Source organism: Proteus sp. G2675 (genome assembly GCF_963886535.1).
Taxonomy (GTDB): Bacteria; Pseudomonadota; Gammaproteobacteria; order Enterobacterales; family Enterobacteriaceae; genus Proteus; species Proteus mirabilis.
In genome coordinates this window covers 174,719-198,500 of sequence record NZ_CAWPCB010000014.1, presented here as the reverse complement: position 1 = coordinate 198,500, position 23,782 = coordinate 174,719, and the positions used below count along the sequence as shown (strand labels likewise).

Here is a 23,782-nt window from a genome sequence, read left to right as displayed (position 1 = left end):
ATTACTTCTGTCAAACAATACTTGCTTTGATAAAACTAGAAGTACAGACGCATACCAGTTTCAAAGATATATTGTTTTTTATCTTCATAGGCTGGGTTTTCGCTACGAGCATCATCATATGCCATTTCAGCGAATAAACGTAAGTTGTTGTATTTAGATACCGCAAAACGTTTATCTACACCCACAGTATAGGTTTCTTTTTTGTAGTTGAAAGTGTTAGCATCGCCATCACGCAGGTAATAACCCGCATACATACCACTTTCGATACGATCCCAGTGCCATTTCACACCAACACCATATAAATTCGCTTTCCAATCGCCTTTAACTGAGTTCCATCTGTAATCTTTTTCTGAGGCATTGCTCGCTAAAGTTAAGCCTGAGTTTTTCCCACGAGATTGACCATAGTCGATACCGATAGAGAATTCGCGACCAGGGAAGAAGTATTCTGCACCGAATGCTAAGATACTATTTTCTGGTGTTTTACCTCGAACCGTACTTTTACTGCTATGGGTTGCTTCACCTTTAGCTGCAGAATAACCCGCATCAAACTCTAAACCGAAGGTTGATTTATAAAAACCAACAATGGAGTAAGCACGAGTAATATCACCGGTAGTACGAGTATTATCATCCCCAGTTTTACCCGTTATCGTACCTGCAAGCTTAAACCCTTCATAACGGTTTGTTTCAATAAAGATAGTTTGTGGTAAACGAGTCATAAAGTTGTTTTTACCAACCCCTTTACCATCAGCATAACCATTGCTATAACCCACAGCGCGGCCTAATACATCACTAAAGTAAAATACCCCTGTATTACCATAGCCGTAGCTTGATTTTTTTACCCAGTCAATCGGGATATAAGTACGGCCAAATTGGATTTGTCCATAATCGCGATGAGAAAAACCAACATAGCCTACACGGTTATACATCTCAAAATTAGATTTAGGGTTATCACTATTGGTTTTTTGAGTATCTGAACCCCACTCTAATTTACCAAACACTTTGATATCGTTAGTCAGTTCATGGGAACCAAAGAAACCGATACGGCTACCATCATCATTCATTTTCATTTCATGATTTTGGCTAGTCACTTGCGTTTTTAAACGGAACTGACCGTTAACATCAAAACGTGTACCTTTATCGTTGTACACATTTACTGCGTTTGCAGATCCCGACAGAACCAATAAACCTACCAGCGCTGCTAAAGGCTTTAAGCTTTTCATGATTAAAATACCCATCTATTTTCTATAGTTTTATGATTTTCTTTCTAAGGTTAAAAATAATACCGCCGTCTATGATTAACCCTGATTTCAGTTCAAAGAGCCGCCGCCACGGATCTCAAACAAGAAAATCGCTTTTACAACCGTTCATTTTTATAACTGCTATTATTACTCTACTTAATTTTCTTACAGGCTTTAATTTCCTTGACACAGAGATATTCACCAATAAGACACAAAAATAATGTCCTCATTACTATTTAAATAAGGGCATTGCTTTTATTTCTATCCACAAATCGAGTAGAGCATTGAATTTTCGCTGGCATGTTACTCAAAAAAAAGCCTAACTTTCGTGATATAGCCCACAATTACATCAAAGTATATTTTCATGGTTACATACCTGAGTGATGAGCTTCACAATTAAGCTTAAAGATACGTATTTTTTGAACTTAATCAACTTTTTCAAAATACCATTTTTTAATTTTTCTTTTATATTTCATTTTGTTACATAGCTAATGTTTTTGCTAATAAAAAAATTTACCTTGCTATTTAATATATTTAAAAGGACGTATTATTTTTAACCACTAAATAAATAACCCTAAAGATTTAAATATTATTATCTCAATTCTATAATTTTCTATTTTTATATTTACTTGTTATTTAAATAAGCTTAAAAATAAATTTAACTACAATTTAACTCGCAGTAATGAATGACCTACACACTTTATAAGGATAATTAACTAAAAATATCAACCAAGATAGGACAAGAGTAAGGTTTAATTACAATCTCTAATCAATGTTTGTTTATGAACGACGGATTCTATTAATCATAACTAAAGCTAAACTATAACCATAGTTAACATAAAAAGGCTATTTATGCGTTTTTGTCAATTTTCCGCAAAAAAATATTTATATTTGTGATTTAGATCACCATCGTTACCATGAAAAACAACCTGTTACTTTTTCTTAAAACTGTGATAAAAATCACATCCAATCGTCAAGATAAATTTTCTTTTGTAAATTAATGCAGAGATAAATCTGAAAGTGTTGCAAAGAAAGCGTTCAAAAATAGGATAAAAACCCAACTACGTGATAATTATCACATTACGACAATCCTTGAGATTTAGATTATCTCTCCCGTAAAACGATAAGTTAATTAGCAACAAATAAGAATAAAACTCATTTTCATAAAGTAATTTTACTAATTATTCGATTCAGCTTGAACACTGTTTTTATACTGTGAGCCGATAATAAATTTCTTTTAAAGGATATTACCTTTTAGATACTGCTAACATTCAGTATCATATTGCTGTTAATCATGATTAAGGGGAATGTCAGATGCTGTGGTTTAAAAATATTTTGGTCTATCGCTTAAATAAAGAGATAGCGCTGTCAATGGATGAGTTAGAACAACAGCTGGCTTCATTAGCATTCACCCCTTGTAGTAGCCAAGATATGACCAAAACGGGTTGGGTTTCACCTATGGGTGATCGTGGCGAAGCACTTATCCATGTTGCAGGTAAACAAGTCATGATGTGCGCACGGAAAGAAGATAAGATCCTCCCCGCCACCGTCATTAAGCAAGCGCTACAAGATAAAGTTGAAAAGTTAGAGGGTGAACAAGGTCGTAAATTAAAGAAAACCGAAAAAGCGACATTAAAAGATGAAGTTGTCCACACGTTACTTCCTCGCGCATTTAGCAAATTCTCACAAACCTTTATTTGGTTAGATTTAGATAAACAATTAGTGATTGTTGATTCAGGTAGTGCAAAACGTGCCGAAGATAATTTAGCCTTATTGCGTAAAACATTAGGTTCGCTACCCGTGGTTCCACTCAATTTTAATGAGTCTGTCGAATCAAAAATGACACAATGGGTTCGTTCCGGTGAACTCCCTGCTGGTTTTACATTAATGGATGAAGCCGAGCTTAAAGCGGTATTAGAAGAAGGTGGCGTGATACGTTGTAAGAAACAAGAGCTTGTCTCTGATGAAATTGCCACTCATATTGAAGCCGGTAAGTTTGTCACCAAGCTTTCTCTTGATTGGGAAGATCGCCTGCAATTCATGCTTTGTGATGATGGCTCTATCAAGCGCATTAAATTTAGTGATACCTTGCGTGAGCAAAACGATGATATTGATAAAGCCGATTTTGCCCAGCGTTTTGATGCCGATTTTGTCTTAATGACAGGTGAACTAAGCGCGCTAATTGAAAGGGTTATCGAAGTACTTGGTGGTGAAGCCGAGTAATTTTATCACCCGATATCATAGTACAAAAAAACAGCCTATCTCACGCTATGATCAGGCTGTTTTTTTATCAATTATTCCGCCGCTATTTTTGAATTAAATAGCGTATTGTCGGCCCATCTTGCTGAATATCTAATACGGTATAACCGTAGTTTTTCGCATCTAAGGGAATATTATTAATAGACTGAGGACAATCGCTCACCACTTCAAGGATCTCACCTTTTTTCAGTGACGGCATCGCTTCTAATGTTGCCACCGCAGGATAAGGACAAGGCTCACCGACCATATCAAGACGATAATCTGGCACTATGGTTTTTTTCTCGTTCATGCGATTTCCTTATTAATTTGTGTTGAAAGCGCTTGCGCTTGTTGCGCTCTTTTGCGGAAGAAATGTTTTTCCCACCAAAGTAGTAATATAAAAGAGAGACCAAGTAGCAGGTAGGTGATGGCTAATCCACCAACTGGACCAAAAGTATCTAATAGGTTGATTTTATCGTAGTCGGTAGCCAGTACCGCAGAAAAATCATCCCAATAATACGCCAGTATTGTTGAACCAATCACGTTACCTAAGCCTACCCACCAAAAGTGGATCTGCCCTTCAACAGCACGATACATCCAGCCTGTTTCACAACCACCAGCAAGCACGATACCAAAACCAAACAACAAACCACCAATAACTGCATTAGGACCGGCCCACATAATTTTCGGTGCAGCACCTAATTGTACATAGCTAAAAATACCCACCGCACTTACCGCCATACCGATAATAATCGCTTTCGCCATATGCGTTCTACCGGTTATCCATAAGTCACGAAATGCGGAAGTAAAACAGATTTGTGCACGTTCAATTAAGATCCCAAAGCCAATTCCCCCCAGCATAGCAAAGCCGAGTTTGGGTGAATCAAATAGAATAATTAATGACCATGCGATCATGGCAAAAAAGATAACCATCCCCAATCGAAAGCGACGTTTTGCACGTTGTTTATCTTGCGTAATAGGTGATGCTTTACTGACTTTTTGCAGTTTTACCGGTATACGAAATAGTGGCATTAATGAAAGTTTGGCACCAAAATAAGAGCCAATAGCAGTAGCAACAGCAAAGAACCAAGCATGCAATGAAAATTGAGGAATACCGGTAAAGAATGCCGCGAGGTTACACCCCATGGCTAAACGTGCACCAAATCCGGCAATAATACCGCCCAAAACGGCCTGAAGAATACGCACTTTATGTTGAGGATGACGAAGTTTGACATTATTGGCCCAAAGTGCTGCCATAATACAACCACCAAACATCCCAATAATCATTACCCCATCAATACGAGTGAGTGGTGTCCCTTCAAGACCAATGATTTTAAAGTAACCCCATTCTTCTGGATGCGCACCAAACCATTGCATCACATGACCGCCCCAGCGAGTAAACTCACCAGTAACTGCCCAGAAAGTGCCGGTTAAACCAAAGTAGTAAGTAGATAAGATACCTGCTGCAATAACCGCCGGAAGAGGCTTCCAGAAACGGATCAGGTATTGAGATTTAAATTCTGACCAAGACATGTTTTTCCCTAGAACTTACCCCCACGAGAGACCCTCTCCACGCAGTAGGATTGGTCGAACATGTTACTCCAAAAATATTTTTATCAAAGGATCAGAATTAAGATAAATGACAGAAGTTTGCGTTATAACAAACTTCTGTAACAGAGAAATAACTTATGAGTATTTAAAAGATCAGTTGAGTGATTTGATTTAATTAACAAATACGGGGTAATGGCTCGTTATAAGGGAGATCTAAAATACGACTTGTGCCAAAAATTCCCGTTAAACGAATATAACGCTCTTCAGTTACTTCACCAATGGTACAAGCATCTTGGCCTAAAGTATGTTGATGTAAAGCCTCAAGAACTTGTTTTTCTGCTTGCGGTGACACGACTAATACAATTTTACCTTCGTTAGCAAAATTGAGTGCTTCCAGCCCTAATAATTCACACACACCACGTACAGACTGTTTCATTGGCAGTTTGTTTTCATATACATTCATGCCACAGCCACAGGCTTGAGAAAACTCATGTAAAATAGCGGTCACGCCACCACGAGTTGCATCACGTAATGCACGAATACCGTCAATTTGACGTAAAGGCGCGATCATTGGTTCAAGCACGGCACAGTCACTTTGCAGATCAGCTTCCAATCCTAAATTTTCACGTAAATTTAAGATAGTGGCACCATGATCGCCTATTGTACCGCTGACGATGATCTTATCGCCGGCTTTAATGTGACTCGCTGCCCAATCAATTTTACTTGGGATCACCCCAATACCCGCAGTATTAATGAAGATCTTATCCGCAGCACCACGAGGAACCACTTTGGTATCCCCCGTTACAATCTGAATACCTGCTTGTTGTGCGGCTTTTGCCATCGCCATCACCAATGTTTCTAGCGTTTCAAAAGCAAGTCCCTCTTCTAAAATAAAACCACAAGAGAGATAGCGAGGTACAGCCCCACCTACAGAAAGATCGTTCGCGGTTCCGCAAACAGATAATTTACCAATATTTCCACCTGGGAAAATGATCGGATCAATCACATAACTGTCGGTACTAAATGCCAGACGATCGCCCTGTGCTGTGAGATCGGCTAATGCAATACGAGCCTGATCTTCTTTTTCATTCAATAATGGATTATCGAATGCTTTCAAAAATAGCCCTTCGATAAGTTGTTGCATACCTTGCCCACCATTTCCTTGAGCTAAGGTGATTTCATCAGGTTGTTTCATATATTACCTTCACGGCGATACTGATAATAAGCCGCACATGCACCTTCTGATGACACCATTAAGGCACCTAATGCCGTTTCTGGTGTACAACTTTTACCAAATAATGGGCAATCAGAAGGTTTACATCGTCCGGTTAATACATCGCCACAGCGTGATTGTGGATTATCAGCCACTTGTTGTGGTGCTGGTGTAAAACGTCGTTCAGCGTCAAACTCAGCGTAAGCGGGTGTTAGTTGAATACCAGACATAGGGATCTCCCCAAGTCCACGCCATTCACTGCTCTCTTTTAGCATAAAAACATCTTTCAATGCTTTTTGCGCAAGTTTATTGCCTTCATTAGGGACAATACGACTATATTGATTTTCAATACTTAAAACATAATCTGCATTCTCAGCTTTTGCTTTAAGCTGTTTTACTACCATCAGTATAGCTTGTAATAAATCCAACGGTTCAAAACCTGTCACCACAAAGGGTTTTTCAAATTCATCACATAAAGGTTGATAAGGCGTGCAGCCAATCACCATACTGACATGACCGGGGGCAATAAAACCATCAATACGTACATCTTCTTGCTCTAATAAGCAACGTAAAGTCGGTACGATAGTAATGTGCTGACAAAATAGCGAAAAATTTTTCAGTCCACGTAATTTCGCTTGTTGCAGCGTCATCGCCGTACTTGGCATGGTAGTTTCAAAGCCTAAGCCAAAAAATACCACTTGTTTATCAGGGTTATCTTGCGCAATTTTTAATGAATCAAGCGGTGAGTAAACAATACGGATATCACTACCGCGACGACGAGCATCAAGCATTGAACCATGACGACCGGGCACCCGCATCGCATCACCGAAAGTACAGAAAATGACTTCTGGACGGGCTGCAATTTCTAAGCAAGCATCAATGCGCCCCATAGGTAACACACATACCGGGCAACCGGGACCATGAACAAACTCAATCTCTTGTGGTAATAAGCGGTCGAGACCAAATTTAAAAATTGCATGCGTATGTCCGCCACACACTTCCATAATCTGTAATGGGCGAGTGATGGGATGAGGCCATTGTGAAATAGTTTCACGTATTTGAGCTAATAATGCTTTGGCCAATTCGGGATCACGAAATTCATCAACGTATTGCATCATCAGCCTCTTCAAGGGTAACACCATATACATGTTGTAATGCATCCAGAGTATCTTGAGCTTCTTGTTCATCAAGAATACTCATGGCAAATCCAACATGAATAAGCACCCACTTATCTAATAACTCTGACGGGTCACCCTCACAAACCATAGAGATATTGACGGCACGTTTTACGCCACTGACTTCAGCATAAGCGAGTTGGTGGACATCATTGCCCACCTCAACTATCTTGGCAGGAACACCTAAGCACATAAACGGCTCTCCAACCAAGCTAACCACTCTTCCATACCTTCGCCAGTTGTCGCAGATAATGCGATGATCTCAATATTAGGATTGACGCGACGCGCTGATTCAATACACGCTTGCACATCGATATTAAGATGTGGTACTAAATCAATTTTATTGATAATCATCAGATCTGCAGCGGCAAACATATGTGGATATTTTAATGGTTTATCTTCCCCTTCCGTTACCGAAAGGATAGCCACTTTATGTTTTTCACCCAGATCAAAACTAGCAGGGCAAACCAGATTGCCAACATTTTCAATAAAGAGAATACTGTTGTCTTTTAAACCTAATTGATGGGTAGCATCATGCACCATTTGTGCATCAAGGTGACAACCTTTACCCGTATTGACTTGAATAGCAGCAACCCCGGTTTCACGAATACGATCAGCATCATTCGTCGTTTGCTGATCACCTTCAATCACCGCACAAGGTACACGTTGCGTTAGCTGTTTTAACGTTTGAGTTAGCAACGTTGTTTTACCGGAGCCGGGACTTGAAACTAAATTCAGCGCCAATACATTTTGCTGGGCAAAATGTTCACGATTATGAACGGCAATTCGATTATTTTTATCCAGTACATCCATCTCAATTTTTAACATTCGTTTTTGGCTAATTCCGGGAGCATGAGTACCGGCTTCCCCTTGCCCATAATGCATGTTGTCATTATCAATAACTGGACTAAATTGTTCTTCGTGTTCATGGCTATGTTCATGGCTATGAGTATGTTCATGAGAATGTGCATGATGATCGTCATTCCCATGATGATGCTCATGGAACACTTGGGCTTCATTTTGCTGTGCATCATGATAAAAATGGAGATGAACATCGCCACTATTATGGTAATGGTGATGATGAATAATGATAGGCTGACCATGAGTTTCGTAATTGTGCTTATGCTTTTGCTCAGACTTATCAATATATTTATGAACAGTATTCGCTGGAGTAGCATTGTGTTCATGATGATGATCATGCCCATGATGATGGTGATGACCGTGATGGTGATGGCCATGGTCGTGATGATCATGGTCGTGAGAGTGATGGTGGTGATCGTGTGAATGAGGCGCTACGCCTTCAATGCTGACATTACCTTCACCACAACCGCAAGTGCTACACATATTCTGACTCCTGACTATTCAATAAGAAGAATTTGACTCGGTGTCGCGTAAACGTTCTACATTATGATCTTAACTGACCACGAAACAGGGAACGCCGACTTAAATCAACTTCTGTGACGGATTGTGTCTGAACAGGAAGAGAAAGAGCCATTTTTGCACTGTTTTCTGCTAACTCAACCGCTTGCTCACCTTGTAAATGGCGATCAAGTGGCGACATTAATGAACAAGCCAGATATTGAGCACCATTAGCAAGTTCACCAACGACAAATTTAACCTGACCACAAGGAAGCGCTAAGGCGATACGCTCACCAATTTTACGTCTTGGCCACTCTTGTGATGGCCCGGGCAACACAATAAGCTCTAGCATCCAAGGCGTTAAAATTGTTCCAATCCATTGCTTTTCAAATAAAGTAAATCCCCCTGCTTTTACGGGAATATTTTCTCTATAAAAAGGCAATGCTTGCATCTCTTTTTTGGCAATCTCTCGAAAACTGCTTTCAAGTAATTCAATAGGTGGTTCATCGTATCCCGTGATATCCCAATTTAATTCACTCATGCTGTTACCTCTTTAGGGGTTACGGTGATCCCATGTTCACGCAAAATATTAACCACTTGTTCAAGTGCTATTTCCATCGATTGCTGACCAATATCTGACAATGACATACTTGGCGCTAATGAAGCAGGTTCAATACCCACTAAAATTAGTTTGCGAGGAAATTCATCAGTCATACGTAAGGCCATTAATACATCCGATAGCCCGAGTTGATGCGGTGAAATTTTCTGGGTAAATAATGCAGGTACATCATCATCATGTAATACAAAGATACTGCCCGGCTCGTGCTGGCTTCTTACTGCATCAGCAACAATCAATAAATCTCTTGCAGCAATATCTTGCAAAATTTCCATGCCTGATGTGCCACCATCAATAACATCGACGTTCTCCGGTAAAGAGAAGCGCTCTTCGAGCGCTTCTACGATACGAACACCAATGCCTTCATCGCTTAGTAATAAATTACCAATACCTAAGACAAGTGTACGCATTACAATACCTTCACCTTACTTAATTCTTTACCTGTTAAATCAACCATATGCACAGCACAAGCCATACATGGGTCGAAAGAGTGAATGGTTCTTACCACTTCCAGAGGTTTGTTAGGATCAGCCACCGGCGTTCCCACTAGTGATAACTCATAAGGACCCGGTTCATCATTAAAGTTACGAGGACCCGCATTCCATGTTGAAGGAACAACAGCCTGATAGTTTGTGATTTTGCCATCTTTAAAGACTATCCAGTGAGATAGCATACCGCGCGAAGCCTCTTCAAAACCGACGCCACGATACTCTTTACCCGGCTCAAACTCAGGTTTAATAAAGGAAGCAGTATCTCCACGGCCAATATTATCAACCAGTGATTGCCATAAGAAGTTAAGCGAATCTTGTAATACACAAGCATGAACAGTACGACCAATAATGCGTCCCCAAGTTGACTCTAACTGCTCTGTCACCAAGGTTTGACCGGTTAATTTGGTGTAGATCTGATTAACTTCGTTATAGTGTTTTACTGTGCCTTCATGTTTACCCGCTAAACCACACACTAACCATGCTAAAGTACCTACTTCTACAGGTTTGCCGTAAAATGTGGGTGACTTAACCCATGAGTATTTATTATTTTCATCCCAACCGGTGTATTTAGGACGAGTTAAACCTTCCCATGGTTTTAATGGTTCATCATCTTCATACCATGCGTGTTTACCACTCTCTTCAATGCCGTCTTTCAGGTTTTGATCTTTCCAATCTTTGATTGGACGATAAGTAGAAAAATCAACGCCTTCCATATAGCCACCTGAGAGTAAAAACTCAGTATTATTGCCATTAATAGGCAATTCAGGCACAGATAAGTAGTAATTAGCCCCTTTACCGATTTTTAACCACTCTGGATAATAAGCAGCAAAAATAGCAGTATCCACTTTATAAACTTGTTCAATAAAATCACCCAAGTTATCAATAAAGTGTTTTACATACATTAAACGTTCTAAATTGAGAACATTCGGTGCATCAAGGTTAATTGGGTTAGCAACACCGCCCACTGCTAAGTTTTGAATATGCGGTGTTTTACCCCCTAACACGGCCACAATGCGGTTTGCATCGCGCTGGCATTCCAATGCTTGTAGATAGTGGGCTACCGCAATCAAGTTAACTTCAGGAGGTAATTTCATGGCCGAGTGACCCCAGTAACCATTGGCGAAAATACCTAACTGACCGCTATCAACCAAATCTTGAATTTTCTTCTGCACTTTTCTGAACTCTTCAGCAGAGTTCAGTTGCCATTGAGAAACCCCTTTAAGCATCGCTGAGGCTTTTTCAGGATCTGCCTGTAATGCTGCCGTAATATCAACCCAATCCATCGCAGATAACTGATAGAAATGGACGATATGGTCATGAATAATGTGAGAAGCCAGAATTAAGTTACGGATATACTGAGCATTAACCGGAATATCCATCCCTAAGGCATCTTCTACAGCACGTACTGAGGCTATTGCGTGAACCGTTGTACAAACACCACAAATGCGTTGCACAATAATCCATGCATCACGAGGATCGCTTCCTTTTAGGATCTCCTCCATTCCACGCCACATGGTACCGGAAGACCAAGCTTTAACGACTTTTCCGTTATCGATTTCACAGTCGACGCGTAAATGCCCTTCAATACGGGTAATAGGATCAATAGTAATGCGTTGGCTCATGATTTAACCTCAGCCTTTTTTAATTGTATATTTGACTCTGTTTGTGCTGGTAGTACCGGCAGTAAACGGATAATAAGAATGTAAGCAGTAACTTCGAATGCAACGAAGCCAATAGAAATCAACAACTCACTTGCAGTTGGGAAATAGTGATAGCCGTTGCCTGGGTTATAAGCGACTAATGAATAGTTCATACGCCACATTGCCGCACCCACTAACATAAATAATGCGCAGACAAATAACATTCTTGGGCTACGACGATTATTTTTCAGGTGCATCAATACCAGAGGAATAAACAACAAGGCACTTTCTGCAAGGAATAACCAAGAGAACATATCCCCTTTAGCGATATAACTCAGCTTACCGTTCCAAATCACTTCACCCCAACGTAATACTAAGAAGGTGATCAGAAGTACTTCTATGATTTTAGTTAACTTGGTAAATAGCGGTGTTTCATCGTCATTAATAGTACGGCTCGCTTTTAATAAAGAGCCTTCAAAAATAACGATAGTGAAACCGAGGATAAAAGCGGTTAATAAAGAGAACAGCGGTAGCATTTCATAAGATTGCCACAGAGGATGCACCTTCCAACCTGCCGAAATCATTAATGATCCCATGGAGGATTGGTGCATGGTTGGCAATAAGGCGCCTAGACCAATAATAAAGAACATCGCTTTATTAAGGCGTCTTAACGAAACTTTCCAACCTAAACGTTCCAGTAGTGCAGGTAAAAACTCTAATGCCATCACCATAATGTAGATGGTCATACAAGTTGCTGTTTCAAACAACACGGAGTTAACGTTAAAGTATTGAGGCATAAAGAAGTGAGGCATGTTCCAGTAACGACCAATATCGATTGCAATGGATAATCCACCTAACGAATAGCCGAACAAGCTCGCTAATAATGCAGGACGTACTAAGGGATGAAATTCACCTTTATTACAAACATAAACAGCCCATGCCAGTGCCCAACCACCACACGCAAAGCCTGTTCCGATAAGTAAGTCAAAGGCTATCCAAATACCCCAAGGATAACCGCCATTTAGATCGGAAACATCCCCAAGACCCAATACCAAACGCTTACCAATAAGAATAAAACCAAGCACAGCAAGCGGTAAAAACACTCTAACAGCTAAAGTAAATAACTTACCGCCAAGTGGACGAGGATCATGACTCGACATCGTTATCCTCCTTATGGTGTTCCTGCTCTTGTTTTTTACTATTACGGTTAACCAAATAAGTAATGCCCGCAAGCGCTGCTATTGGTAAAACCATACCTTTATACAGCGTATGTTGAATATGTTCAGAACGCGCACCCGTTGATAATGGAGCCACTTCTGGCATACCTAGGTTTTCAAAAGGCACCGCGGAAAGTACCATCACCTGCGTACCACCACCTTCAAACTCACCATAGATATGATCTTGATATTCTGGGATCTTATGTAGATAAGTATCGCCACCATTAATGGTTTGGCGTGGATAGTGATATTCTTCACCCGCTTTTTTCGCTAACCGGCGTTTTGCTTCTTCAAGCAACTCTTCACGAGTACCAAAAATCACAGCACCTGTTGGACAAACCTCAACACAGCCGGGTAATAAGCCTTTATCTAAGCGCTCTACCCCTTTTTGGTTACATAGTTCACATTTATAAAGCTTACCGAAGGGATCATCATAATCGTATTTAGGAATGTTATAAGGACAACCCACCATACAGTAACGACAACCTGTACAGATATCTGCATGATAATGCACAATACCGGTTTTCGGATCTTTGGTTAACGCTGAAACAGGACACACAGAAACACAATTAGCATCAACGCAATGCATACATTGTTTCTTAATAAAGGCATAACCGTTTTCCAGTTGATCTTTATTTTCACCTGTTCCATCACGCCAAATTTGAATAATGTTATTTGTGTAAGGACTTAGTTTGTCATTGTTTGACCAGATCGGATCACCATTAGCATAAGTATCACCACGCTCCATGGGTTCCGGATGATTAATTTCCTGACATTTTGTCACACATGCTTGACAGCCTACACAGAGTGTAGAGTCATAGAGCATACCGAGAGCCCCAGGAATTGGAGGACGGTTCTGCGCCGCAGCATGACTCGCAGTGGGTGCCATTCCCGCAAGGAGAACCCCACCTGATGCCAGCTTAAAGAAATGACGCCTATTCACCGTTTATCCTCCTGTGAGGCTCCTGTGGTATTTTTGTCACGGCCTAATTGACGCACAGCCATCACACTTACCCCAGCAACAGCACCAACAACTGCACCTAATAAGCCTGCTGCACCATAAGAAACACCACCACCTTCTTTGGCGTTAACATCGGGTACTTGTGCTTTTGGTGTTGGCTGATAAACATTCGCAAGTTGGAAAATACCTTTCGTAAACCCGACACCCTCTTCATTACAGCCATAGCAAGGGTGACCAATACCAACAGGCCAAATTCCTCCACCAATATCGCAAAATTCTAATGTTGGGCAGTTACCGTAAGTTTCAGGTCCTTTACAACCTAAATGGTATAAACACCAGCCTTGGCGGTGTCCTTCATCACCAAATTCTTTAGCAAAACGACCCGCATCAAAATGAGGACGGCGTTCACAGTTTTCATGTATTAGACGCTCATATGCAAATAGCGGTCTGTTTTTGCTATCTAACTTAGGTAATGAATTAAAGGTAATAATATGTGCAACTGTAGCTAAGAAGTTATGTGGGTTTGGTGGACACCCTGGAATATTGATAACTGTTTTACCCGGTAAAATAGCTTCCAGTGATTTAGCGCCAGTAGGGTTACCTCCAGAAGCTGGCACACCACCCCATGCAGAACAAGAACCGATAGCAATAATTGCCGCCGCACCTTCAGCGGCTTCTTTGATATGCTCAAGAATAGGTTTGCCTGCCACCATACAGTAAATACCGCCATCTTTGTCAGGGATAGAACCGTCGACAACAAGGACGTATTTACCTTTGTATTTCTCCATCGCATTATGTTTGTTTTCTTCTGCTTGATAACCAAAAGCGGAAGAGAGCACTTCGTGATATTCAAGTGCGATAACATCCAGAACAAGGTTTTCAAGTGTTGGGTGAGTCGCACGTAATAAAGATTCCGTACAACCTGTACACTCTTGAGCACCAATCCAAATAACAGGTGGACGTTCAGGTGATGTCATTGCTTGTGACATTTGCGCGGCTGCTTTGCCGCTTAATCCCATGGTAGCTGATAACGCTGCGCACAATTTCATAAAATCGCGTCGGTTAATACCATGTTGGGAAAAAACATTATTCCCCAAGGCCATATATCTCTCCTGATATGATGATTTTTAATTGGAATAATTTTAAAACACCGCCTTTTTAACACTCCGACACAATAATGACTTGATCATTATCAAGCGATAATTCATTAAAAAATAAATTATTCTTTTATGCGAGAAAAAACGTTTCAGCTATTTAATGTTTAAGATGGATTTTTAATATATATGGTCAATTTAAAATTAATTATTCTTTATATAGTAATGATAAAATAAGTAGTAATAATTCTTATTATCAAAAAATGAGCTAATTAAAAATAATACAAATCATTTAAAATCAAATAGATATGGAAAACACAAAAAACAATCAATTTATAAGACAATATATTTAAAATAATACAAAAATAATAATTTATTATTTCTAATTTTCAACCCACATTATTAGAAATAACTTAATATATTTTTTTAATTATAAATATGATGGTTATTTTCATATTATCAACCTTTGTATTACATTATATAAATTGTTAAAAACTGGATTTTATAAATAATAAATAATTACATTAATATCTCTAATTTCATTACTAGATTGATTAATCAACAAAGTTATCTTCATTATGATCTTTATTGATGACTTTATCGTAATCAATACTTAAACCGTCTATATTTTAACCAGCAATCAACCTGTTTTTCTCATAATTTTTCATATAGTTATAAGTATATTCGTTTTTGGAATAACAATTTAGTGTCGTAAAAACGACTTGTTAGATAAGTAATCCATTATAACAACCGGTGGTTATCTCCCAGAAATACTCCACAATAGCTAATTAATATTATTTTGAAATTATTACTAATAGTTATTTTATAACATTGCGATTTTGCTAGTTGGATAACGCTAACTCAATTTTGATGTTAAATATTGGTAGCAAATTGATGCTTGATACTGACAAAGACAAAGTAATAATGTGTTTTTGACACAATAGCAGAAAAATGTGTCACAAAATCTAAAAACGCCTCTCGAAGAATGTTAACAATTTGTTGGTGTAGCAGGACTTACATAGATAGATAGATAGAAAGATAGAAAGAAAACAACCGATGATATAAGCGGGCTCTCGACAAGATGAAACACACATTTGCTGCGTAATAAAACAAAAAGCCATAGTACCGCGAAGTACTATGGCTTTTAAATTTATTAAAATAATAAAAATGCTATGTGTAGTTCTCTGCCTTTCTCTTTATATTTTACTCACAACCGACAAAAATATCCGTTGCAGTATAGATAAGTAAATAAAATCAACTTATCAGTAATTGAATGACTGAAAACAACGATCTACCTGGTGTAATAAAAAAAGTAAGTAACCAAAACGGAAACTTAGATAATAAATAAATTAGGCGTTGTTACAGGTTACAACATGTTTCAATTTGTAACTTGGGATGCATTATATCCAATAGAATTTTTTGCGCAAGTTTTTTTACACTTAAACCAAATAGCAATAAAAACATTATTAATCATGTGGTTATAGTCATATTTACCATAAGAACAAAAATATTTATCAAATAAAAAGTGAAAAAATATGAATAGTTAACGAATATTGATACTATTGGAACTTTAATAATAGTATCTACTTATTATTAATTGATTCAGCACATAATCACTTAAGTAATTTAATTAATACTGCTATACAAAATTTAATCTAAAGACGATTAATAACATTTAACACTAAAGCTAAATTTTATTTTAGCGCAACTATTAATATACTAGAAAAATAAATAGTACAAAAAGATAACCATATTTATATCTTTGGTGAATAAAAAAAGCACTCTATTAATCATTACAATATGACTGATAGAGTGCTGATATTTTTAAGTATAATATGAGTAAAAAATTAGTTACCCGATGATACGGTTTCCATCCCCACTAGCCCTACTTTGAGGTATCCCGCTTTCCTTAATGAGTCCATTGCCCCCATTAAAGTTTCATAATCGACCGTTTTATCGGCTTGGAAAAAGATAGTCGTTTCTTTATTCGACTGCGTCATAGAATCCAAGACACTGGCCATCGTCTCATGAGTTACCATCTCTTCACCGATAAAAATCTGTTTATCTGATTTAATCGTCAAATAAACAGGTTTTTCTGGCCGAGGTTGAGGCTTGGCACTCGAAGCAGGTAAATTGACTTTAATATCAACCGTCGCTAAGGGGGCTGCTACCATGAAGATAATCAGCAGTACTAACATCACATCAATAAAAGGTGTGACGTTAATATCATGCAATTCATTATCTTCACCTGAATCATTACCAAGATTCATTGCCATAATTCATTACCTTGATTTGCTGTTTTCAATATCTAAGTCACGACTGACTAAGGTCACTACACCTGTTGCAATATCGCCAATTTCACCACGATAACCGGAAATCATACGTGCAAAAATATTGTAAATAATGACCGCAGGGATAGCTGCAATCAAGCCGATGGCGGTTGCTAATAATGCTTCTGCGATACCGGGGGCAACCACCGCTAAGTTGGTAGTTTGAGAATGCGCAATACCAATAAAACTATTCATGATCCCCCAAACCGTACCAAACAAACCGATAAAAGGAGAAATTGCCCCAATGGTCGCTAAATAACCATTACCACGTCCTAATTCACGAATAATAGCGGCGACACGACGCTCCATGCGCATCTCAACACGCTCTTTAATACCTGATGCAACGTGACTCTCTTGAGAGTAAGTACGCTCTAATTCAGCATCATTAAAAAAGTCGGCTGTCGCACTTTTATTGCCAAATTTTTGGCTAATCGCTAATGCCTCTTTGAGGGATTTCGCTTCTACTAATTGCGCACTTTCATTTCTTAAACGACGACGTAATGCTAATAAGTAGCTACCTTTAGCAAAGAACAGCGCCCAAGTGACAATAGAGGCGAGTAGCAAACCGATCATGACACTTTTTACCACGAGATCTGCATTGCGATACATTCCCATAACAGAGAGATCTTCAGCAAATCCCCCTCCAGTGACGATTTCAGGTGTCGCACCTTGCGTGGCATTTTCTGGCTCTAGAGCTGTCTGTGCAGCATCTCCTGTACTCGTCGATGTATTCTCTTCTGCCACTGGTGTTTCAGAAGTTGCCGTTTTGGCTGCTTCCCCCGTTGGCGTTGCCGTATTTTCTGCTGTTGGTGCAATCGTTGTAGTCGCCGTTCCCTGTGTAGAAGCGGTTGAAGAAGTGGCCGTAGTCGCAGGTTGCTCAGTTTGCTTAGCCGGTGTCGTATCCGCAAAAGCAGAGCCTGTCAGACCGATTGCCAATATAATAGAAGCTGTCAAATTACGCATCAGTTGGCCTTTTACTCTCTTTCTTATCTAATTATCTATTCAGTAATGAAGTTTCTATTTCACTACTTACCCAAAATCGTTTATTTACAATCATCCTGTTGCCATCAGGAAAAAGAGAAACGCTCAGATGATATCAAACATGAAGCATTTTGATAGTAATTATCATTACTATTTAGCCATTTTTTTTCATTTGTCGATTTTTAAGACAATTTTTCGTTATTTCATATAACGTGAAATTTTATCAACTGTCGCGATCCTCTTTTGTACTTCAGTAAAAAATGCATTAACTTGAGGTAAACACATCATTACATAACAAGTAGGTATAAAGGATGACGCAAAAAAAACCAGAAACCTCACTGCTATTAAGTGGTCGATCAAAAAAATATTCACAAGGCGCAGTAAACCCTATTATACAGCGAACTTCATCGGTTATTTTTGATACGGTTGCCCAAAAACGTGAAGCCACCCAAAAACGAGCTGAAGGCGCTCTATTTTATGGGCGAAGAGGTACTACCACGCATTTTGCACTACAAGAGGCACTAACCGAACTAGAACAAGGGATCGGTTGCGCATTATTTCCATCAGGTGCGGCGGCTATTACTCAATCTATTCTTGCGTTTATTGAACAAGGTTGTCATATCCTTGTGACTGGTTCCGCTTACGATCCCACGCAAAATTTTTGTGATCAGATATTAAGTAAATTTTCTGTCACCACAACCTATTTTGATCCCTTAATCGGCACTGAAATTAGTCAATTATTACGCCCTGAAACAAAAATTGTTTTTCTAGAATCACCCGGCTCTATTACGATGGAAGTGCAAGATTTACAAGGTATTATCACTGCGGTAAGACACTATAACCCAAATATTATTATAATGATTGATAATACGTGGGCAGCAGGTTTATTACTTAAACCTCTTACTTTAGGTGCTGATATTTCTATCCAATCAGCGACCAAATATATTATTGGTCACTCAGATGGTATGTTAGGTTTTGCTGTTGCTAATCAACGTTGTTGGCCACAATTACGTGAAAACACGTATTTATTAGGCCAGTGCGCAGATCCGGATACAGCTTATATGGCAGCTCGTGGTTTAAGAACCTTAGCAGTTAGAATGAAACAACATGAGCAAAGTGGATTAGAAATTGCGCGTTGGTTAAAACAGCACCCGCTAGTGGATAATGTCTACCATCCAGCACTCTCTTCTTGTCCGGGGCACACCTATTTTCAACGTGATTTTACTGGAAGTAATGGGTTGTTCTCTTTTAGTCTAAAAAAGATCCTCACCACTGAGGAATTTTCACGTTTTCTTGATAACTTATCCCTGTTTAAAATGGCCTTTTCATGGGGTGGATTTGAATCTCTTATTTTAGGCTATCATCCCAATGATATTAAAGCGATGCGACAATATGACACTCAGCCCACTCTCGCAGGAACCTTATTTAGAGTACATATCGGCTTAGAAAATATTGATGATTTAATTGAAGATCTAGAGCAAGCATTTTTACGTATTTCTAACTAATTCATCTCTTTTTTTATTAAAAAAAAGCTATCCCTGTGGTTTCACAGGGATTAAATCAAACGATCATCTTCTTTTTACGTTAGAATAGCTCTCATATAGTTTTTTTGTGATGCGAGTTCGCCGAATGGGTACATTAAAAGAGATAATTCACGCGCTACTGCAACATGATTATATGGTGCTAGCTGATCCAAATATTTTGTGGATTATTTATATTGTTCTTTTTGTTATTATTATGCTGGAAAATGGGGTTCTACCTGCCGCATTTCTACCCGGCGATACATTATTAATTCTCTGTGGTGCATTAATTGCCAAAGATGTTTTACATTTCTTGCCAACCATTATTGTGTTAGGTACTGCCGCGAGTATTGGTAGCTGGCTTGGATTTCTGCAAGGCCGCTGGCTAAGTGATACTAAAGTGGTCAAACGTTGGATGGCTCAATTACCCGAACAATATCACCATAAAGCCAATGATCTTTTCCATCGTCGAGGCCTGTACGCACTATTAATTGGCCGTTTTATCGGTTTTGTACGTACATTACTACCAACTTTGGCCGGTTTATCTGAATTACAACAACGTCGCTTCCAACTATTTAACTGGATTAGTGGCTTCTTATGGGTCGGTCTTATTGTCTCATTAGGTTATATACTGAACCTGATCCCTTTTATTCAAAAACATGAAACATTGGTGATGAATATTCTTATGACATTACCAGTATTACTATTAACTGCCGGTTTAATTGGCTCTATTGTGATGTATATTCGTCATCGTAAAAGTAGCAATAACAGCGCCAAATAAGCCATTTCGAGTAACACCAAAAACGCCATTATTTAAAGTGAAAATAATGGCGTTTTTTATGTATTATTCGATGCTGTGACACACGTTCAGTTGTTCATTTTCTTATCTCCTATCCTATTAAGATATTTATAAAACAGATTTATTATTGTAATGGTAATATTTCAACTAATTGATTTATTATATTTTAATGGCTTTCGAAGCAAGAAATGTTGGAATATAACTATCAATTAAAAAACGAGCCTGAGGAGCAAAATCTTCAACAAAATCTTGTAATAAAAAACCTGCTCTTAATTGCCCACCAATCAAATCTGTCAACGAATGACCAAATACAAGTCCGTCTCCCTTTGCAATTTTTTCTTGCAAAATATCTGAAGGTAATGAATTTTGATCACTATAAGGCAAACGATAAGTCGGTCTCATTAATCCTTGTGCACGCAATGCCTGATTTCTGTCATCAACAAAAACTACAGGGTTATAAAAACTCGCCATAAGAACCCCGTTTTTTCTCAATACACGATAACATTCTTGCCAAACAGGATTAACATCAGGTACATAAAGATTTGAAATTGGATGAAAAACAATATCAAAACTTTCATCAGAAAATACCGATAAATCAGCCATATCCCCTTGTTGAGTAGTTAAAGCTAACTGATGTTTTTGTGCCAATTGACTATCTTTACTCAGTTGCCCTTCAGATAAATCAAAAACGGTCACAATGCCACCAGCAGCAGCTAAAATAGGTGCTTGTTGCCCACCTGCTGAAGCTAAGCAGAGTATGTTTTTACCTTTAATATCTGCTAACCACTCCTTTTTAACGGGATTCGGCGTTAAATGTACTTTCCAGTTTCCTTTTTTTGCCTCGATAATTTCTTTATCGTCCACGGGTTTAGACCATTGATTTTGCATTGCGGCTTGTTTATCCCAATGAGCTTGGTTTAATGTTAAATAATGACTTTTCATACTACTCCTTATAAATTAACTACAATTAATAACTATAGTTATGAAAAAAAGGGTTTAACACCCGCATTCATAACCCCGCTGTTATAGTCATGTCATATTATCCCGTCTATATACAGTGAAATAATTTTTCCTAATGATTTGTCATGCTACAGCATATCAAGAACATAAAATTAAGGTGGAAACAACCATGCAAAATTTCACTTATTACTCCCCCACTCGAATTCATTTTGGTCAAGGACAAATTGCAAAATTACGTTCTGAAATTGGGAAAAATGAAAGAATTTTATTAACTTATGGCGGTGGAAGTATTAAGCGCAATGGGATACTTGATCAAGTGCATGCGGCCTTACCAGGGTATCAAATTCATGAGTTTGGCGGTATTGAACCCAATCCTTCGTATGAAACGCTAATGAAAGCTGTTGCTTACGCTCGTTATCACGGTATTACTCATTTACTGGCTGTAGGAGGAGGCTCTGTTGTTGATGGAACCAAATTTATTGCGGCTGCAATACCTTATCAAGGAGAGCCTTGGGAGATTGTCTCTAGCCGAGGTCAGGCAATTGAAAAAGCACTGCCATTAAGCTGTGTACTAACCCTTCCAGCAACTGGCTCTGAAACCAATTGTTTTTCCGTGATCAGTAAAAAACAAACGATGGATAAACAAAGTTTTGCTAGCCCACATGTTTATCCTCATTGCGCTATTTTAGATCCAACTGCAACGTTTTCTTTACCACCAAGACAAACCGCTAATGGCGTTGTTGACGCATTTATTCATATTTTAGAGCAATATCTTACTTATCCGGTAAATGCGCTTGTACAAGATGAATATGCAGAAGGCCTATTAAGGATCTTAATCGAAGAAGGACCGAAAGCCCTCACCTCACCACAAGACTACGATATCCGTGCTAATATAATGTGGACAGCATCCCAAGCACTTAATGGTATTCTTGGTGTCGGTGTACCGCAAGATTGGGCAACCCATGCATTAGGCCATGAAATTACTGCATTACACGGGCTTGATCACGCACAAACCCTCGCGATTGTCTTACCCGCGCTATTAAACGAAAAACGTCAGGAGAAATACGCTAAGTTGATCCAATATGCACAAAAAGTGTGGGGGATCCATCAAGGCTCTGATGCATTTAAAATCGATAGCGCCATCAATGAGACTCGTAAATTCTTTGAACGCATGGGACTTAAAACACGGCTGTCTGACTTTAATATCAGTGAAGCGGATATTCCTGCCTTAGTGCAAAAACTGCAACAACATGGACAAACCGCACTCGGTGAACATCAGGATATCACCTTGGAAGTCAGCCAGCGTATCTATATGGCAGCACTCTAAGTACTTAAAGGCAACTGGAGGTATATAATGAGTAATCCTAAATTGATCCAACTATCTGATGGCAACACTATCCCACAACTTGGACTTGGGGTTTGGCAAGCAGATAATGATCAAGTTATTAAAGCGGTACATCATGCTTTAGACACAGGTTATCGTCTGATTGATACCGCCGCTATTTATCATAACGAAGAAGGTGTTGGTAAGGCATTAAAGCAAAGCACTATTCCTCGAGACGAATTATTTATTACCACCAAATTATGGAACAACGATCAATCCCATGCTCGTGGTGCATTACTTGAAAGCCTTGAGCGATTACAACTTGATTATGTTGATCTCTATTTAATGCATTGGCCAGTGCCATCTCGCGAGCTATACCTTGACGCTTGGAAGCAGATGATTGTGTTACAAAAAGAGGGACTGGTTAAAAGTATTGGGGTATGTAATTTTAAAGAAGAGCATCTTGAGCGCATTATTACAGAAACGGGCGTTTCCCCTGTCATTAATCAGATTGAAATTCACCCATTGATGCAACAAGCTTCATTAAGAGCTTGGAATACCACCCATAATATTGTGACAGAATCATGGAGTCCTTTAGCACAAGGTGGTGAAGGCGTGTTTGATCAACCTATTATTCAGAAACTGGCAGAAAAATACCAAAAAACACCGGCACAAATTGTGTTACGTTGGCATTTAGATAGTGGCTTGGTTGTTATTCCTAAATCAGTTACCCCTTCTCGTATTGAAGAAAACTTCCATATCTTTGATTTCAAATTAGAAAAAGAAGAAGTTGCTGAAATAAAACAACTAGATAAAGGAAAGCGGTTGGGGCCTGATCCTGATACTTTTGTTGATATCTAGTATTTCACGCTCTATAAGTAAGCCAATAGTACTCTTGCTATTGGCTTTTTATTAACTATACCAATGATATATATTTTATATCATTACACTTTAAAATAAGACAAAGTAAATTTATTGTTTTTTAATATATGATTAGCGCATGTCTAACTAAGTCAAATTAAATCTTTATTTACATTTAAAATTTTCATCTGCTATTTTTTATATATTGTTAAGT

At 38.7% G+C, this 23,782-nt stretch carries 21 protein-coding genes; 5 read left to right on the top strand and 16 right to left on the bottom strand.

The window, feature by feature from the left end; genetic code table 11:
* Positions 1-35 precede the first annotated feature (35 nt).
* Positions 36-1,220: a porin gene (locus AACQ49_RS04265; protein ID WP_223310093.1), complete on the bottom strand. Its 1,185-nt coding sequence runs from the start codon at positions 1,218-1,220 to the stop codon at positions 36-38.
* A 1,332-nt stretch (positions 1,221-2,552) separates the two neighbouring features.
* Between AACQ49_RS04265 and rdgC the strand changes: the two genes are divergently transcribed.
* Entirely contained in the window at positions 2,553-3,461 is a 909-nt protein-coding gene (gene rdgC, locus AACQ49_RS04260) for a recombination-associated protein RdgC (protein WP_004245172.1), read from the top strand.
* An 82-nt stretch (positions 3,462-3,543) separates the two neighbouring features.
* Here rdgC and yedF read toward each other — a convergent pair whose 3' ends face one another.
* The 14 genes from yedF to exbB form a co-directional block, all read right to left on the bottom strand.
* Positions 3,544-3,786, bottom strand: coding sequence for a sulfurtransferase-like selenium metabolism protein YedF (gene yedF, locus AACQ49_RS04255; RefSeq protein WP_004245173.1), 243 nt, complete (start codon positions 3,784-3,786; stop codon positions 3,544-3,546).
* Entirely contained in the window at positions 3,783-5,009 is a 1,227-nt protein-coding gene (yedE, locus tag AACQ49_RS04250) for a selenium metabolism membrane protein YedE/FdhT (protein ID WP_004245174.1), read from the bottom strand. Before yedE ends, yedF begins: the two co-directional genes overlap by 4 nt.
* Positions 5,010-5,202: 193 nt before the next feature.
* Positions 5,203-6,222: a hydrogenase expression/formation protein HypE gene (gene hypE, locus AACQ49_RS04245; RefSeq protein WP_004245176.1), complete on the bottom strand. Its 1,020-nt coding sequence runs from the start codon at positions 6,220-6,222 to the stop codon at positions 5,203-5,205.
* A complete protein-coding gene (gene hypD / locus AACQ49_RS04240; RefSeq protein ID WP_004248992.1) occupies positions 6,219-7,355 on the bottom strand; it encodes a hydrogenase formation protein HypD in 1,137 nt (378 codons plus the stop codon). Before hypD ends, hypE begins: the two co-directional genes overlap by 4 nt.
* Positions 7,342-7,608 (bottom strand): hydrogenase maturation factor HybG, encoded by a 267-nt coding sequence (hybG, locus tag AACQ49_RS04235; protein ID WP_036919746.1) that lies wholly within the window; start codon positions 7,606-7,608, stop codon positions 7,342-7,344. Before hybG ends, hypD begins: the two co-directional genes overlap by 14 nt.
* Positions 7,599-8,759 carry a hydrogenase nickel incorporation protein HypB gene (hypB, locus tag AACQ49_RS04230; RefSeq protein ID WP_049256151.1) on the bottom strand — a complete coding sequence of 387 codons (1,161 nt, stop codon included), beginning with the start codon at positions 8,757-8,759 and terminating at the stop codon, positions 7,599-7,601. The genes hybG and hypB overlap by 10 nt, the downstream gene beginning before the upstream one ends.
* Before the next feature lie 61 nt (positions 8,760-8,820).
* Complete coding sequence (hybE, locus tag AACQ49_RS04225; protein WP_004245180.1) at positions 8,821-9,315, bottom strand: hydrogenase-2 assembly chaperone; 495 nt, start codon at positions 9,313-9,315, stop codon at positions 8,821-8,823.
* Positions 9,312-9,800 carry a HyaD/HybD family hydrogenase maturation endopeptidase gene (locus AACQ49_RS04220; protein WP_004245181.1) on the bottom strand — a complete coding sequence of 163 codons (489 nt, stop codon included), beginning with the start codon at positions 9,798-9,800 and terminating at the stop codon, positions 9,312-9,314. Before AACQ49_RS04220 ends, hybE begins: the two co-directional genes overlap by 4 nt.
* Complete coding sequence (hybC, locus tag AACQ49_RS04215) at positions 9,800-11,503, bottom strand: hydrogenase 2 large subunit (RefSeq protein WP_004248989.1); 1,704 nt, start codon at positions 11,501-11,503, stop codon at positions 9,800-9,802. Before hybC ends, AACQ49_RS04220 begins: the two co-directional genes overlap by 1 nt.
* Entirely contained in the window at positions 11,500-12,681 is a 1,182-nt protein-coding gene (hybB, locus tag AACQ49_RS04210) for a Ni/Fe-hydrogenase cytochrome b subunit (RefSeq protein WP_004245183.1), read from the bottom strand. Before hybB ends, hybC begins: the two co-directional genes overlap by 4 nt.
* Positions 12,668-13,681, bottom strand: coding sequence for a hydrogenase 2 operon protein HybA (gene hybA / locus AACQ49_RS04205; RefSeq protein ID WP_004245184.1), 1,014 nt, complete (start codon positions 13,679-13,681; stop codon positions 12,668-12,670). The genes hybB and hybA overlap by 14 nt, the downstream gene beginning before the upstream one ends.
* On the bottom strand, positions 13,678-14,802 hold the full coding sequence (gene hybO / locus AACQ49_RS04200; protein ID WP_004245185.1) for a hydrogenase 2 small subunit: 1,125 nt from the start codon (positions 14,800-14,802) through the stop codon (positions 13,678-13,680). The genes hybA and hybO overlap by 4 nt, the downstream gene beginning before the upstream one ends.
* A gap of 1,838 nt (positions 14,803-16,640) precedes the next feature.
* The gene (gene exbD, locus AACQ49_RS04195; RefSeq protein ID WP_004245188.1) at positions 16,641-17,069 is read right to left on the bottom strand and encodes a TonB system transport protein ExbD; all 429 of its coding nucleotides are present in this window, start codon (positions 17,067-17,069) and stop codon (positions 16,641-16,643) included.
* 6 nt (positions 17,070-17,075) lie between these two features.
* Positions 17,076-18,086, bottom strand: coding sequence for a tonB-system energizer ExbB (gene exbB, locus AACQ49_RS04190; protein WP_046334269.1), 1,011 nt, complete (start codon positions 18,084-18,086; stop codon positions 17,076-17,078).
* Between the two features lie 329 nt (positions 18,087-18,415).
* Between exbB and metC the strand changes: the two genes are divergently transcribed.
* A complete protein-coding gene (gene metC / locus AACQ49_RS04185) occupies positions 18,416-19,609 on the top strand; it encodes a cystathionine beta-lyase (protein WP_049217034.1) in 1,194 nt (397 codons plus the stop codon).
* 124 nt (positions 19,610-19,733) lie between these two features.
* Entirely contained in the window at positions 19,734-20,405 is a 672-nt protein-coding gene (locus AACQ49_RS04180; RefSeq protein WP_004248983.1) for a DedA family protein, read from the top strand.
* A 177-nt stretch (positions 20,406-20,582) separates the two neighbouring features.
* Here the strand turns inward: AACQ49_RS04180 and AACQ49_RS04175 are convergent, their stop codons facing one another.
* Positions 20,583-21,365 carry a class I SAM-dependent methyltransferase gene (locus AACQ49_RS04175; protein ID WP_004245193.1) on the bottom strand — a complete coding sequence of 261 codons (783 nt, stop codon included), beginning with the start codon at positions 21,363-21,365 and terminating at the stop codon, positions 20,583-20,585.
* A 187-nt stretch (positions 21,366-21,552) separates the two neighbouring features.
* On the opposite strand from AACQ49_RS04175, the gene AACQ49_RS04170 reads away from it, so the two are divergent.
* Positions 21,553-22,710, top strand: coding sequence for an iron-containing alcohol dehydrogenase (locus AACQ49_RS04170; protein ID WP_087740912.1), 1,158 nt, complete (start codon positions 21,553-21,555; stop codon positions 22,708-22,710).
* A 27-nt stretch (positions 22,711-22,737) separates the two neighbouring features.
* Positions 22,738-23,568, top strand: coding sequence for a 2,5-didehydrogluconate reductase DkgA (gene dkgA / locus AACQ49_RS04165; protein ID WP_012367446.1), 831 nt, complete (start codon positions 22,738-22,740; stop codon positions 23,566-23,568).
* The last annotated feature ends 214 nt before the right edge of the window (positions 23,569-23,782 follow it).

Excerpts from the sequence above, each read along its gene's own strand:
- AACQ49_RS04265 (WP_223310093.1), bottom strand. The coding sequence starts at position 1,220 with ATGAAAAGCTTAAAGCCTTTAGCAGCGCTGGTAGGTTTATTGGTTCTG.
- rdgC (WP_004245172.1), top strand. The coding sequence starts at position 2,553 with ATGCTGTGGTTTAAAAATATTTTGGTCTATCGCTTAAATAAAGAGATA.
- AACQ49_RS04175 (WP_004245193.1), bottom strand. The coding sequence starts at position 21,365 with ATGAAAAGTCATTATTTAACATTAAACCAAGCTCATTGGGATAAACAA.
- AACQ49_RS04220 (WP_004245181.1), bottom strand. The coding sequence starts at position 9,800 with ATGCGTACACTTGTCTTAGGTATTGGTAATTTATTACTAAGCGATGAA.
- metC (WP_049217034.1), top strand. The coding sequence starts at position 18,416 with ATGACGCAAAAAAAACCAGAAACCTCACTGCTATTAAGTGGTCGATCA.
- AACQ49_RS04180 (WP_004248983.1), top strand. The coding sequence starts at position 19,734 with ATGGGTACATTAAAAGAGATAATTCACGCGCTACTGCAACATGATTAT.
- hybO (WP_004245185.1), bottom strand. The coding sequence starts at position 14,802 with ATGGCCTTGGGGAATAATGTTTTTTCCCAACATGGTATTAACCGACGC.
- hypE (WP_004245176.1), bottom strand. The coding sequence starts at position 6,222 with ATGAAACAACCTGATGAAATCACCTTAGCTCAAGGAAATGGTGGGCAA.
- AACQ49_RS04170 (WP_087740912.1), top strand. The coding sequence starts at position 21,553 with ATGCAAAATTTCACTTATTACTCCCCCACTCGAATTCATTTTGGTCAA.
- hypD (WP_004248992.1), bottom strand. The coding sequence starts at position 7,355 with ATGCAATACGTTGATGAATTTCGTGATCCCGAATTGGCCAAAGCATTA.
- hybB (WP_004245183.1), bottom strand. The coding sequence starts at position 12,681 with ATGTCGAGTCATGATCCTCGTCCACTTGGCGGTAAGTTATTTACTTTA.
- hybC (WP_004248989.1), bottom strand. The coding sequence starts at position 11,503 with ATGAGCCAACGCATTACTATTGATCCTATTACCCGTATTGAAGGGCAT.
- exbB (WP_046334269.1), bottom strand. The coding sequence starts at position 18,086 with ATGCGTAATTTGACAGCTTCTATTATATTGGCAATCGGTCTGACAGGC.
- exbD (WP_004245188.1), bottom strand. The coding sequence starts at position 17,069 with ATGGCAATGAATCTTGGTAATGATTCAGGTGAAGATAATGAATTGCAT.
- yedF (WP_004245173.1), bottom strand. The coding sequence starts at position 3,786 with ATGAACGAGAAAAAAACCATAGTGCCAGATTATCGTCTTGATATGGTC.
- dkgA (WP_012367446.1), top strand. The coding sequence starts at position 22,738 with ATGAGTAATCCTAAATTGATCCAACTATCTGATGGCAACACTATCCCA.
- yedE (WP_004245174.1), bottom strand. The coding sequence starts at position 5,009 with ATGTCTTGGTCAGAATTTAAATCTCAATACCTGATCCGTTTCTGGAAG.
- hybE (WP_004245180.1), bottom strand. The coding sequence starts at position 9,315 with ATGAGTGAATTAAATTGGGATATCACGGGATACGATGAACCACCTATT.
- hypB (WP_049256151.1), bottom strand. The coding sequence starts at position 8,759 with ATGTGTAGCACTTGCGGTTGTGGTGAAGGTAATGTCAGCATTGAAGGC.
- hybG (WP_036919746.1), bottom strand. The coding sequence starts at position 7,608 with ATGTGCTTAGGTGTTCCTGCCAAGATAGTTGAGGTGGGCAATGATGTC.